12 protein-coding genes are annotated in these 13,229 nt (G+C 36.5%); 9 read left to right on the forward strand and 3 right to left on the reverse strand.

Translation table 11 applies throughout. The annotated features are described in order from the left end of the window. The first annotated feature begins 126 nt into the window (after positions 1–126). The 4 genes from AC623_RS20480 to AC623_RS20495 all read left to right on the forward strand — a co-directional run bounded on the left by AC623_RS20480 (position 127) and on the right by AC623_RS20495 (position 3,682). Positions 127–1,509 (forward strand): HAMP domain-containing sensor histidine kinase, encoded by a 1,383-nt coding sequence (locus AC623_RS20480; RefSeq protein WP_231603732.1) that lies wholly within the window; start codon positions 127–129, stop codon positions 1,507–1,509. Beyond that, positions 1,506–2,183: a response regulator transcription factor gene (locus AC623_RS20485; protein WP_049666876.1), complete on the forward strand. Its 678-nt coding sequence runs from the start codon at positions 1,506–1,508 to the stop codon at positions 2,181–2,183. The genes AC623_RS20480 and AC623_RS20485 overlap by 4 nt, the downstream gene beginning before the upstream one ends. A 36-nt stretch (positions 2,184–2,219) precedes the next feature. Next, complete coding sequence (locus AC623_RS20490) at positions 2,220–3,194, forward strand: F510_1955 family glycosylhydrolase (RefSeq protein WP_049666878.1); 975 nt, start codon at positions 2,220–2,222, stop codon at positions 3,192–3,194. A gap of 104 nt (positions 3,195–3,298) precedes the next feature. Beyond that, the gene (locus AC623_RS20495; RefSeq protein ID WP_049666960.1) at positions 3,299–3,682 is read left to right on the forward strand and encodes a DUF302 domain-containing protein; all 384 of its coding nucleotides are present in this window, start codon (positions 3,299–3,301) and stop codon (positions 3,680–3,682) included. Between the two features lie 117 nt (positions 3,683–3,799). Here AC623_RS20495 and AC623_RS20500 read toward each other — a convergent pair whose 3' ends face one another. Further along, entirely contained in the window at positions 3,800–5,404 is a 1,605-nt protein-coding gene (locus AC623_RS20500; protein ID WP_049666883.1) for a multicopper oxidase family protein, read from the reverse strand. 259 nt (positions 5,405–5,663) lie between these two features. Here AC623_RS20500 and AC623_RS20505 point away from each other — a divergent pair, with 259 nt between their 5' ends. Beyond that, a complete protein-coding gene (locus AC623_RS20505; RefSeq protein ID WP_049666884.1) occupies positions 5,664–6,215 on the forward strand; it encodes a TVP38/TMEM64 family protein in 552 nt (183 codons plus the stop codon). A 28-nt stretch (positions 6,216–6,243) separates the two neighbouring features. Here AC623_RS20505 and AC623_RS20510 read toward each other — a convergent pair whose 3' ends face one another. Next, the gene (locus AC623_RS20510; RefSeq protein WP_049666886.1) at positions 6,244–6,963 is read right to left on the reverse strand and encodes an urease accessory protein UreH domain-containing protein; all 720 of its coding nucleotides are present in this window, start codon (positions 6,961–6,963) and stop codon (positions 6,244–6,246) included. A 102-nt stretch (positions 6,964–7,065) separates the two neighbouring features. Next, complete coding sequence (gene lgt / locus AC623_RS20515; RefSeq protein ID WP_049666887.1) at positions 7,066–7,866, reverse strand: prolipoprotein diacylglyceryl transferase; 801 nt, start codon at positions 7,864–7,866, stop codon at positions 7,066–7,068. A 247-nt stretch (positions 7,867–8,113) separates the two neighbouring features. Here lgt and spoIIP point away from each other — a divergent pair, with 247 nt between their 5' ends. The 4 genes from spoIIP (at position 8,114) to ccsB (ending at position 13,020) form a co-directional block, all read left to right on the forward strand. Next, a complete protein-coding gene (gene spoIIP / locus AC623_RS20520) occupies positions 8,114–9,262 on the forward strand; it encodes a stage II sporulation protein P (RefSeq protein WP_049666889.1) in 1,149 nt (382 codons plus the stop codon). 383 nt (positions 9,263–9,645) lie between these two features. Then, on the forward strand, positions 9,646–10,179 hold the full coding sequence (resA, locus tag AC623_RS20525) for a thiol-disulfide oxidoreductase ResA (protein WP_049666890.1): 534 nt from the start codon (positions 9,646–9,648) through the stop codon (positions 10,177–10,179). Between the two features lie 17 nt (positions 10,180–10,196). Beyond that, the gene (gene resB, locus AC623_RS20530) at positions 10,197–11,810 is read left to right on the forward strand and encodes a cytochrome c biogenesis protein ResB (protein ID WP_049666892.1); all 1,614 of its coding nucleotides are present in this window, start codon (positions 10,197–10,199) and stop codon (positions 11,808–11,810) included. Positions 11,811–11,832: 22 nt separating this feature from the next. Beyond that, on the forward strand, positions 11,833–13,020 hold the full coding sequence (gene ccsB, locus AC623_RS20535; RefSeq protein WP_049666893.1) for a c-type cytochrome biogenesis protein CcsB: 1,188 nt from the start codon (positions 11,833–11,835) through the stop codon (positions 13,018–13,020). Positions 13,021–13,229: the final 209 nt, after the last annotated feature.

Here is a 13,229-nt window from a genome sequence, read left to right on the forward strand (position 1 = left end):
TTTTTTAATCAATTAAAGTCTACCCGCTTCGTTTATTTTTTAACGTTTTAATAAAAACTCCTTAAAAACTGCACAAAAAATCGATGCTTATTCGTTATGATATAGGCAGTGAATTAAAAAGTGGTGATGATAATCAATAAAATAACTATAAAACTAGGCCTTTGGTTTTTCTTTGTTATGTTGATAATTGAAGTCTGCTTATTCTTTTTTTTACATACAAGCATGGTGAAAAGCAGAGTAGAGGAAGAATTAATTGCACTGCAGGCAAGAGGGAACAATCATAGAGAAGTTCTGGAAGACTCATACAATGAGGAAACTCTTCATCATATTGCTGTAATGGAATGGAATGCCGACACGGAAGTTATTATTACGGATCAGGAGAAGAACATAATTATCTCTTCTTCCAAACTAGATAAGGAAGAGAAAGAGATTTTATATAAAAAGATTGAACCTGTTCCTCGTAACGGGAAAATACTGGAGAACAGATGGAAAAGTGAAAAGTATATTTCTACTGTCAGCCCTTACGCCGTTAATGGACAACAAAAAGGGTATGTGTTTATGTTTAAAAGCACTGATCAGGTACAGAGTTTAATCTCAAGACTAAACCATCATTTTTTAATTGCTGCGGTCATAACCGTTACTCTTTTAATCTTAACGATTCTTTTCCTTACCAAATCTATAACCACTCCTCTTATTCAAATGAAGAGGGCCACAGAAAGGTTGAGCAGGGGAGATTTTTCTGTTCACTTGCCTAATATGGGGGAAGATGAGCTAGGTGATCTGTCCCGATCCATAACCATTCTTGCAAAAGACTTAAAGCACCTTAAAGAAGAGAGAAGCGAGTTTTTATCCAGTATATCTCACGAATTGAGAACACCGCTAACTTATATCAAAGGATATTCGGATGTAGCTAGACGAAGGAACCTTGCGAATGAAGATAGAGAACGTTATCTCGGTATCATTTATGAAGAATCTGAAAAATTATCGAACATGATCAAAGATTTGTTTGACTTAGCCAAAATAGATAAAAATACTTTTGTTATTCATGAGGAGAAAGTACAGCTATGCTCCTATTTACATGCCATCTGTGAAAAGATGCTACCAGCATTTAAAGAAAAAGACATGAACCTTGAGGTTAATTGCAATAAGAATATACATGTTTTAATCGATCCTATGAGATTTGAACAAGTTTTTTTAAATTTATTTGATAATGCCATCAAATACTCAGATCCATACACCAAAACAAGCGTCTTTGTTAAAAGAGAAAAGGGAGATGTTTTAATCGAGGTCAGGGATGAGGGGCGTGGCATTCCTAAAGAAGACATTCCTTTTATATTTGAGCGGTTTTATAGGGTAGATAAATCCCGTTCCAGAGATTTTGGCGGGACAGGCTTGGGGTTATCGATTGTAAAAGAACTGGTAGAAGCACACCAAGGCTACATTGAGGTGAAAAGTGAACTTGGCAAAGGAAGTGCGTTTTTTATTCAGATAGAGGAGATGACAGAATGAAAACAGTATTGCTTGTGGATGATGAAGCAAGAATGCTTGATTTATTAAGTATTTACTTATCATCCAACTATCGATGTATCAAAGTGAATTCAGGGGCGGAAGCTATTTCCTACATGAAAAATAATGCTGCTGATTTAATCTTATTAGATATCATGATGCCAGAAATGGATGGGTGGAGTACCTGCAGCCAAATAAGAGAGCTTTCAGATGTTCCTATCATTATGTTAACAGCCAGAAATGAGAAGGAGGATATAGTCAAAGGCTTGCAAATAGGTGCCGATGATTATGTAACCAAGCCATTCGATGAAGCAGAATTGCTTGCAAGAATAGAAGCTCTATTCAGGAGAGTAGAAGACAAAAGCAAGGTAAAAATTGAATTTAAGGAGCTTTTGTGGGATGGAGCAGCTCATGAATTAATCTATGAAGGACAGTCTATTCAAATCACTCCAAAAGAGTTCTCTTTGCTGGGCTTACTACTGAAAAATCCCAACAAAGTTTTCTCACGGACGCATTTAATTGAAGCTGTTTGGGGAAACAATGCAATTACAGAAGACAGGACGATTGATTCCCATATCCGTAACATTCGTGATAAATTGAGACAGGTAAACTTTCCAGTTGACTTACATTTAGCTACTGTTTGGGGAGTCGGATACAAATGGATGACGAAGAATTGAACGATCCAATTCAAAACATTAAGGTGGGTTATTGGAATGAAAAAGATAATAACTCGCGTTCATTATTGTAAAAAGGGAGAGAATTTAAAGTTGAAAAAAAGTAATAGAATACTAATAAGCGGGACTGTTGCCTTATTTTTATTAACAGCATGCTCCAATAACGGGAAAGAAGAGTATTTTGTCAAAGCAGAAGGTGAGAAAGTCGAGCATATTCATGGAGCAGGATATTTGGGAGAAGAACAAGCGCCGGTTGTAGCTACACATAGTGGTCTCTTCAAATATGAAAACGAATCATGGTATAAAACGACCGAAAATAACCATGATTATATGGGTTTTCAAACGTTTAAAGACGGTTTTTATGCCAGTGGACACCCGGAAGAAGGGTCAGACTTAAAAAACCCTTTAGGCCTTACGAAAAGCACAGATGAAGGAAAAAGCTTGGAAAACTTAGCTTTCTACGGAGAAACAGACTTTCATTACCTTGGAGCCAGCTACGAAACAGGAATTATTTATGCTGTAAATGAAATGCCAAATTCCAAAATAGGCACAGGAGTATTTTATACAAAAAATGAAGGAAAGGATTGGACCCAGGCTGCATTAAATGGTGTGACGTCAAGCTCACTTGGTGGCCTAGATGTTCACCCTTCAAAGGGAAACCTAATCGCGTTATATGCGAAGGAAGGTATCTTTTTATCAGAAAACTACGGAAAGGATTTTTCATTTGTTCAAACAAAAGGAATGGTTACTTCGTTAGCATTTAAAAAAGAGTCCATTGTATACTCCGCGGTGGAGGGCGACAAACCTGTTCTACACGAAATAAATCTGGCCGATAAGAAAGAGATAAAGCTCAATGCGCCTTCTCTAGCTGCAGACAATCCTCCGATTTATCTGGAATCTAACCCCCAAAAAGAAACAGAAATGATGTTTGTGACAGCTAAAAATGACGTGTACATTACGCAAGACCCAAAAGAAGGTTGGAATAAAATATTATCAAACGGGGAAACAGAGTAAAGAGTTACTCTGTTTTTTTATTTTTAGTTCTGAGTTCACCCCTTAATTTCTGCACATTTTTTGGTGGGATTGGGTTTAAACTCTAAAGGAGGGATGCCTTGATGATGTTTCACTATACAAAAGAAGTGTCTATTTCTGTAGAAGAGGCTATTACAAAACTGGAAGAGTCTTTAAAGAGTGAAAAATTTGGTGTGCTTTGGCAGTTTGATATTAAAGATAAGCTACAAGAGAAAGGACTGGAGTTTGATAAACGCTTTATGGTACTGGAAGTGTGTAACCCACATGAAGCAAAACGTGTGTTAGAGGAAGAGAGCTTAGCAGGATACTTTCTTCCATGTAAAATTGTTGTATATGAAGAAAGTGGTCAAACAAAAATTGGGATGCCGAAACCAACAGCATTAATTACCATGCTAGAAAACCAAAAATTAAAAGAAGTAGCCGCAGATATTGAAAAAAGGCTGATTGGATGTATTGACTCTATTCATTAAAAATAAAATGGTCTACATCATTTGAAAAGACTTCATAATATCAAGAGTTAAACAGGGCTGTTGACAAAAGTCAACAGCCCTAAAAATTCTTATGTTTTTTTATAGAATGCAAAGAAATTACTCAGGTATATTGTTAGCACTTGGGTCTGGTACAAATTCAGGTTTAAAACCTTCGTACTTAACCTCGGTAACCATTCCAGCAGATGCATGGTGTAGATCGTGACAATGGAACATCCAATTTCCAGGATTATCGGCTTTAAAAACGACAACATATTCTTCTCCAGGCTTAAGATTCAAGGTGTCTTTCATAAGTGGAGAACCTTCTATTGGTTTGCCATTTTTACTTAAGACTTGAAAGAAATGGCCGTGTAAGTGCATAGGATGATCATCTGCTTTAGAAGTATTTCTCAAAATTACTTTTACTAAGTCGCCCTTTTTCACATTCAGTGGTTCTGTTTTTGGATAGATCTTACCATTAATCGTATACACCATTTCCTCTTTGCCCATAGACGTACCCAAATCCATTGTATATTCAACATCATATTGATTTTTTTCTATAGATGACGGATTTTTGCCATATTTCGTAATATCTAATACAGGAAGCTGTTCACTTTGGTTCGTTTGATCCCTCTTTTTGTCTACGTTTTCATATACGATTTTTGTCTTCATTCCTTTAGCAGCATCATTTTCATCATGGGATTCAATAAACCATGTACCAGGATTGTCAGCAGTGAATTCTATATCATAGCGTTCACCGGGTGCAATCTCTACTAAAGAATTTTCAAGATTTCCAGGATTTTTAATCAACTGTCCGTCTGTAGAGGTAACTTGAAATTTATGACCGTGTAAATGGATTTTATGAGACATGTATCCGGCATTCACCAAACGAACCTTTACCCGATCTCCTTCTTTTACAGTAAGCGAAGGAATTGAGTCGCCACTCTTACCGTTAATTGTATATAAATCATACATACTCATATCATGACCTTCCATATCCATACCAGAGTGATCCATGCCTTCCCTTTCACCATTTTTTGAATTAGCTCCGCCCATATCCATATTGGAATGATCCATACCTTCCATGTTTCCCTGACTCATATCCATATCATCTTTTCCGGGTTTACTAATCCATTCATCTAAAACCAATGTATAATCTTTATCAACCTTTTCACCCGTTCCCTCTACAATCAATGTACCATATAATCCTTTGTCAATCTGATTAACACTGTCTTGATGAGAGTGATACCAGTAAGTCCCGGGAACAGTAGCGATAAACTCATAAGTAAAAGTTTTTCCGGGTTGAACAGCATTCATTGTTACACCTGGAATACCATCTTGGCTATTTGGAACAGGCAGTCCATGCCAATGAATGGTAACAGGTTCAGGAAGTTCATTCTTTAAATGTATTTTTAACCGTTCTCCCTGTTTTACTTTTAATTGAGTGCCTGGAACGGATCCATCATAGGTCCAAACAGGTAGGGAAGTATCTTCATCAAATTTATTAACAGCCTCTTTGGCTGTAATGGTAAATTCATTTCCAGTTTTAATTTCGGTTTCTTCTGTTGTTGAACTGTTTTTATTACTTGTGTCCTTCACGTTTTGAGTGTTCTCAGAATTATTCATTTTGGACATGTCATGACCTTCCATGCTCTCTGAATTAGAGCAAGCAACCCCTATTATTGCAAATACAGCAAATAGAAGAACTAATAAAAACTTTCTCATGCTTATTCCTCCAATTTCGAATGATGTAATGACAGTATAAAAAAAAGATTTGAAGATTCTTTGGAGAAACGGTTAACACTTTAAGGATTTTTGAAAACTTATCAATGGAACAATGTGTATTGTAGGCGAACGGGGAATAAAATGTGTGGTAATGTCATAGGTAAAAGACAATTTTGAACTTTACAATTAAAGTGAGAAGTTTTATTAATATACTTCAAGACAAGTGGCAGATGGAATTAATCCAGAAAGGAATTAAAAAATGGAAAATGAACTCGTTCAATGGCTTCCAGCAAATCCAATTTTCGTCTTTTTAATTAGTACCAGCCTTAATATTATTATATCGATTTCAGGATTCCTACCGAGCGCTTTTATCACAACAGCGAACATTGCTTTTTTCGGCTTTAAGACGGGGCTACTTGTATCAATTATTGGAGAAGCTGGAGGAGCTATTATTAGTTTTATTCTTTATCGCCACAGTCTCAACAAGGTCCAGGTGCAGCCAAAAAATAGATTTCTGAAAAAGTTAAAAAATAAAAAGGGAATGGAAGCGATCATTCTAGTAGTTATTTTAAGAATTTTGCCTTTTATCCCTTCTGGTTTGGTTACACTGACGGCTGCTTTCAGTCAAATGAGACTACTCTCATTCAGCCTAGCAAGCACATTTGGGAAAATTCCTTCATTATTCATTGAGGCCTACTCGATCAATCAGATTTTTGGATTTTCAGTTCAATGGCAAATCGTTATTTTTATTTTTATTATTAGTAGCTATTTATTCTACAAAATTAGAAAAGTAAACCCTCAAGATAAATGAGCATTTTGTAAAGACCAAAAAATAAAAATTACCAATATGTAAAAATATCTAATAGACCTAGAAAAATCATAAACACACCAGCTGCCTTTTGAACATGAGCACCTATTTTTCTGCCTCGTTTAAGTAAAGTTCCATCAAATCCAAAGAACCAGATAAATGTAACGAAAAGAATTAACGGGAACGATGTTCCGATAGCAAATATTCCAGGCAAAATTGCACCATAGGATGTCGATAACACTAGAGGCATTAAACTTACAAAAAACAAGACGAACATGGTTGGACAAAATGCCAGAGCAAAAGTTGCCCCCATTAAAAATGAACCTAATCTGCTTTTTTTAGTAAATACTCTTATTTGAGGGTTGTTCCACCTAATTTTAATTACGCCTATCATAAATAGACCTACAATAATCATGAGTGGTCCCATAGTTTTGCGAATCCAAGGGAAAACCTGTATAAGCATGGGTTTAACTTCATTTCCTAATAGCCAGACAATGAATCCTAAGGCAGAAAAAACAATAACCTTTCCTAAAGTAAACAATAGTATCTCAATCCAGTTAATACTTTTTTGAAGAGCACGATTGCCGTATAAAGTAATAGCACTTATATTCCCAGAGATTTGGCATGGAGCCAGCGCCCCGACTAAGCCTAAAGCAAGTGCCCCTATTATTGGAATTGCCTCGGCATTATTGGCCATATTTAAAAAAGGCCTATTTAATAAATTGCTCATTTCATTTAATAAGGTGTACATGGAAAATCTCCTAATCAGATATATTCAAGTCTTCATTTTTAATAGTAGAGCGTATGATTTTGCAAAGCTTCTACATACTTTTTATTATCAATATGCAAGAAATTAATTAGATTTTTCAACTCTATTTAATAGACGACGATACCATATCAAAATAATGGCTATAAAAATGAGGGAGATAGACATTACCTGAGCCATACGGATAGTTTCACCTAGCATTAAACTGTCTGTCCGTAAACCTTCCACAAAGAATCTACCAATTGAGTACCAAATTATATAAAGAAGAAATAATTCACCTGTTTTTAATCTTACTTTTCTTAAAAACAAGAGAATAAAAAAGCCGGATACGTTCCACAAAGATTCATATAAAAAAGTTGGATGATAATACCTTCCATCTATATACATTTGATTAATAATAAAATCCGGTAAATTTAATTTCTCTAAATAATTTTTCGTCACTGGTCCTCCATGAGCCTCTTGATTGATAAAATTTCCCCACCTTCCAATTGCTTGAGCTAAGATAAGACTTGGAGCAGCGATATCGGCCAAGAGCCAAAAGGAAAGTTTCTTTTTATTAGCATAAACAACGGTGGTAGCCACTGCTCCAATTAAAGCTCCATGGATTGCAATTCCTCCCTCCCAAATCTTAACGATATCATTAAGGTGTTGGGAATAATAATCCCATTGAAACAACACATAATAGATTCTTGCACTAACGATAGATAAAGGGAAAGCCCATACTACTAGATTAACAAAAGTGTCTTCAGGTAGTTTTTTTCTTTTTGCTTCTTTAGTGGCCAACCACAGCCCAATTAAAGCACCAGTTATGATAATAACACCATACCAATAGATTGTTATAGGACCTAATTCAAGTGCTACACGGTTCAAAGCTCCGGATTGCTCCATTTTTATCCCTCCAGTAATCTTCTCGATTTTCATAAAGCCAGTCGCCGGTTTGTTCTTTAATATAATAAAAAATTATGAAGAAATTATGTAAAGTAGAAAGAATAATAAAAACGCCATGAAATGTTCAAACATAGACAAGAGACAAGAAACATAAAAGGGGAGGGAACCTTTCTTAGCCACTTTTTGTCATAGGTTTTTGAGACCTCTGCATAACCTTTATTAATAACGATGAAGAAGAAGGTGACCAATGACTAATAAAGGTGAAAATATTTCTACTCTCTCTTTACTAATGATCATTCTCTTATTTGTAGCATTTACTTTAATTCTCGCTTCAAGCTTCTTTTCAAAAGAAAGACAAGCTGTTCATTACCATTTACAGAAAAATATTGAAACGGTGTCTTCACGAATATTTGTTACAATGTTAGCTGCGGAGATGCCCTCTTTTTCCTCAGACATTTTAAAAAAGGATCAACCTTCTGTTATTTCTTTAGGATTCGAGCTAGCAACTAGTGTAAATATTGGAGATGTCCGTAGTCTAGTGGGGAATGAATTGCCGGGCTTTAGTATTTTCAAAGATGAAATTATCATTTCAGGGAAAGGAACAAATTTTGCAACCCTCCCAATCGAATCTGCTCCTCCACTGGAAGATACTTTAAATGAGACAGAAATAGCTAAAGATCAAATAAAAGAATCACTGGATAGAGAAAGCACTAACGAGATGAAGCATAATGTCCCCCCACGAAAAAATTTTTATATCTATCACACCCACAGTTGGGAATCCTATCTTCCGTTGTTAGGACTTGAAGGAGATCGCAATGTTAATAAAGCAGTTGATTCTAAAACTAATATCACAATAGTTGGAGAAATGCTGGGGAAAGAAATGGAAAACCTTGGTTTGGGAGTAACAGTGGATAAAACAAACATGGGCGAAGAACTGAAAAAGAAAGGTTGGAAGACACCAAAGTCTTACAAAGTATCCCGCGCTTTAGTTCAAACAGCTATGTCCAATAATCAGGATTTAAATTACTTTATTGACTTACACAGGGATTCCTTACGAAAGAAAAACACTACCATTAAGATTAACAATAAGCAGTACGCTAAAGTTGTGTTTGTCGTTGGAAAAAATAATCCTAACTTCGAAAAAAATCTCGAAATAGCAAAATCTTTACATGAAATTCTACAAGATAAATATCCTCATTTAAGCAGAGGTGTTATTGGAAAGAGTGGTAAGGGTGTAGATGGTGTATACAACCAAGACTTATCACAAAGATCCATTCTTGTTGAAATTGGGGGTGTCGATAATAATATGGATGAACTGCATAACACAACTAAGGCACTTGCCAACGCCATAAATGAATATTATCAAGAAACTGAAAAGGTAAGTGGAGGTAGTTGATAGACCGCTGAAATTAGCTCAGTGATCAACAATAGTATTATATAAGTTATAACTAAATAGATTTGCTTATGGTGAAAACAGGAATTTAAGATTTCCTAAAAAGTAACTCTTTTTAAGAAATACTGAATTTAAGGCTACTGAGAAACTCTCAGTAGTCTTTTTGTGTGTTTAAAAGATAAGTATTAACCGTATTTGGTGTCCTAAAAAATTACTAATTTCCGAATGTTTTATGTCATTTATGCAATCTAAATGGGCTTGCATAGTTTCTTGATAATCTTTTGCTATGCTACAAGAATGTAAAGGATTTAAGTATCAGATCCTTTTTTCGTTAAATTTAATGACTTAAATCCTTACATATTAATAGTTATGAGGGGGTGTGTTTCTTGAATAAAAAGAAGAACAGATTGATTATACGCTCTGTCATCTTGGGAGTACTAGCGATTGCTGTTGGCTATACATTTTACAACAATTTAACGAGTGAAGCTCGGGGAAATTTACAAGAAGGTGACAAAGCTCCTGATTTTGTTTTAACAGATCTAAATGGAGAAAAACGCCAATTATCAGATTATCAGGGAAAAGGCGTCTTTCTTAATTTTTGGGGTACATGGTGCGAACCATGTAAAAAAGAAATGCCACACATGGAAAAAATGTCAAAAGAGTATAAAGATTTAGGCGTCGAAATATTAGCTGTTAATGTCGGTGATTCTGAGCTGCAAGCAAAGAAATTTGCCATGCAATATAACTTAACGTTTCCCATTGCCATCGATACGTCAAGGGAAGTTCAGAACGCTTATGGAATCCAACCTCTTCCTGCTACTTTTATGATCAATCCAGAAGGAGAAGTGCAGAAAATTGTTATTGGCGGATTAGTAAAAGAAGAGCAGGTCAAAGCATTGTTTGAAACAGTCAAACCATAAGTTAAGGGAGATTGGATATGAGAAAAGTGAAATGTGAATGCGGACATGTTAACCCGCATGGAACTATTCTCTGTGAGTCATGCGGACGAGCATTAACAGAAGAAGCAAAGCAGGAAAAGCTGTATGACATGCGCTATGAAGGAAGTGCACGCCGCTCACAGACATATAATAAATCGATTGTGGACAAAGTATGGAACTTTTTCTCATCTGTTAAAGTCGGTGTTTGGTTAATTGTACTGACACTCATAGCATCGTCTTTTGGAACCATCTTTCCACAGAAGCTGTTCATCCCTAATAATGTTCAACCAGAAACTTTTTATGAAGACATGTATGGCACAGCGGGAAAAATTTATTATATTCTTGGCTTTCATGACTTGTACAATTCTATTTGGTTCACTGCTTTGATTGCAGCGATTGGTGTGTCACTCGTTATTTGTAGTCTGGACCGTGTTATACCATTATATCGGGCTTTGAAAAATCAGCGTGTCGCCAGGCACGTTACTTTTATGAAGAAGCAAAGATTGTTTGCCAGCCAGGCAGGTGTAATCAATGGGCAAGAGCTTGAGAAGGTAAAGAAAAACCTGCAAAGCAGGCACTATCGTATCCGAGAAGAAGAAGACAGCCTACTTGCAGAAAAAGGGCGGTTTTCCCGCTGGGGGCCGTATGTAAATCATATTGGTCTCATTATTTTTCTAATTGGTGCCATGCTGCGTTCTGTTGAAGGAATGTACATAGATGAGTTGTTATGGGTCCGTGATGGAGAAACATTAGAAATTCCGGGGACAAAGGGAGAATATTACTTAAAAAACGAAAAATTCCTAGTGGAAAACTATGATCCAGAAAAAGATCCAGAAGTATTTAATGAAGCAATTGAACGAGTAGGGGGAGTGGTGAAAAACTACCAGACGAATGCTGTTCTTTATAGAGATGAAAATCGAGATTTACCCGGAGCAGAACCGAAACTCTCAGAAATAAAAAAAGCAAAAATTAGAGTAAATGAACCATTAAAGTTTGATAATTACGCGCTTTACCAGAACAGCTACATCCAAGATGAAATGAAATCGATGGAATTTGCGTTAACCAATAAAGAAACAAAAAAAGAAGCAGGCAATATAAAAATTAATCTTTTCAAGCCAGAAGATATGTACGACCTTGGAAACGGCTATAAAGTGGAATTAATGGGGTATTATCCTGATTTCGATGGATTTACGGAAAAGGGAGAACCAAAGACAAAATCTCCATTACCTAACAATCCAGCTTTTTTATTTAAAATGATTTCACCAGAGTATCCCAAAGGAGAAGTCAGTTTTGTAGCCATTCAAAAGACGATGGAGCCGATGGGTAAAACGGAATATAAAATGGAGTTCAAAGGAGTCGAAACCCGTAACCTTACTGCTTTGACTGTTCGCAAAGATTTGACTCTTTGGATTTTGGGACTTGGAGGGGCAATCTTTATGATTGGTGTTGTGCAGGGAGCTTACTGGAACCATCGCCGACTATGGATTCGCCAAATAGACGGGGAAGTGTATGTGGCTGCCCACACAAATAAGAACTGGCATGGTCTGAAACGTGAAATCAGTACGGTTATCGAGGATACGACGATTCCAACCCCAAAAGATCAGCAAGGATAATATTTTAAGGAGAGAAAGCCAAATGTCTCAATTAGTCCAATGGAGCAGTAATTTGCTTTATGCTTCATTTATTTTGTATTTAATCGCTACTTTTCTTTTTGGTGGAGCTATCCGTCAAAAAGACGAGAATGAACAGCAAAAAGTGAATCACTGGGGTAAGCTTGGCATCACTGTAACCGTTATTGGATTTGTTGTACAGCTAGGTTATTTTTTCACTCGTTGGGCCGCTGCTGGCCATGCTCCGGTCAGTAACATGTTCGAGTTTATTACCCTCTTTTCGATGATGTTGGTAGGAGCATTTATTCTTATTTATTTTATTTATCATTTGCCTGTCCTTGGATTGTTCACCTTGCCAATTACGACAATTTTAATCGCATATGCCAGCATCTTTCCACAAGACGTTAACCCGTTAATTCCAGCTCTGCAAAGTGACTGGTTACACATTCACGTGACAACGGTCGCCATAGGTGAAGGTATTCTCGCAATCAGCTTTATTGCTGGACTGATTTATTTAGTGAAAACAATAGACCAGACGAAGAGAAACAAACAAACGCTCTGGCTTGAAGTCATCATGTTCAGTCTTGTGGCTGTGATGGGTTTCGTCACAGTGACAACGGTATTTACTCTTTTCGGCTATGAAGCGAAGTTTGATTACATTAATAAAGAAGGAAACCCGGCTAGGGAAACATTTACACTTCCGGCACTTATCGGTCCAAATGAAGGCGAGCTTCTGTCTAAAGACAAATTTGCCCCGATTATTGAAATGCCCGCTTTTATTAACTCTAAAAAATTGAACACAGTGCTGTGGGCGTTAGGAGCAGGAGCGCTATTATATTTAATTATTCGTTTATTGACCCGTAAACGAATTGGAGCGCTCGTGCAGCCGCTCCTGAAGAATGTAAATACTGATTTAATGGATGAAGTCAGTTACCGATCAGTGCTGATTGGATTTCCAGTCTTTACGCTCGGCGGCTTGATATTCGCTATGATCTGGGCACAAATCGCCTGGACAAGATTTTGGGGGTGGGATCCGAAAGAAGTATGGGCGCTCATCACGTGGCTGTTCTATGCTGCCTTTTTACATCTGCGGTTATCGAAAGGCTGGCATGGCGAAAAGTCTGCCTGGCTTGCTGTGATTGGTTTTATCATTATTATGTTCAACTTAATAGCTGTTAACTTAGTCATTGCTGGCCTTCACTCTTACGCTTAATAGTCTCCGCTTAATGCGGAGGCTTTTTTATTGCTGTGAACGAATGTAACACTGCCATTTTAATACTTATCCAAGGTTAAAGGTATATAAAGATTTCCTTGACGTTGTAAACCTGCATTTTCATCCGCTTCTTAAAAGTTTTCTTTAGAACTACATAATTTCCACAAACTTATTTGTTATTTTTTATAAAAGTTGTTTGCTGTAAAAAT

Source organism: Bacillus sp. FJAT-27231, assembly GCF_001183975.1.
Lineage (GTDB): Bacteria > Bacillota > Bacilli > Bacillales > Domibacillaceae > Pseudobacillus > Pseudobacillus wudalianchiensis.

Excerpts from the sequence above, each read along its gene's own strand:
- lgt (WP_049666887.1), bottom strand. The coding sequence starts at position 7,866 with ATGGAGCAATCCGGAGCTTTGAACCGTGTAGCACTTGAATTAGGTCCT.
- AC623_RS20510 (WP_049666886.1), bottom strand. The coding sequence starts at position 6,963 with ATGTACACCTTATTAAATGAAATGAGCAATTTATTAAATAGGCCTTTT.
- AC623_RS20485 (WP_049666876.1), top strand. The coding sequence starts at position 1,506 with ATGAAAACAGTATTGCTTGTGGATGATGAAGCAAGAATGCTTGATTTA.
- AC623_RS20500 (WP_049666883.1), bottom strand. The coding sequence starts at position 5,404 with ATGAGAAAGTTTTTATTAGTTCTTCTATTTGCTGTATTTGCAATAATA.
- AC623_RS20480 (WP_231603732.1), top strand. The coding sequence starts at position 127 with ATGATAATCAATAAAATAACTATAAAACTAGGCCTTTGGTTTTTCTTT.
- AC623_RS20495 (WP_049666960.1), top strand. The coding sequence starts at position 3,299 with ATGTTTCACTATACAAAAGAAGTGTCTATTTCTGTAGAAGAGGCTATT.
- spoIIP (WP_049666889.1), top strand. The coding sequence starts at position 8,114 with ATGACTAATAAAGGTGAAAATATTTCTACTCTCTCTTTACTAATGATC.
- ccsB (WP_049666893.1), top strand. The coding sequence starts at position 11,833 with ATGTCTCAATTAGTCCAATGGAGCAGTAATTTGCTTTATGCTTCATTT.
- resB (WP_049666892.1), top strand. The coding sequence starts at position 10,197 with ATGAGAAAAGTGAAATGTGAATGCGGACATGTTAACCCGCATGGAACT.
- AC623_RS20490 (WP_049666878.1), top strand. The coding sequence starts at position 2,220 with ATGAAAAAGATAATAACTCGCGTTCATTATTGTAAAAAGGGAGAGAAT.
- AC623_RS20505 (WP_049666884.1), top strand. The coding sequence starts at position 5,664 with ATGGAAAATGAACTCGTTCAATGGCTTCCAGCAAATCCAATTTTCGTC.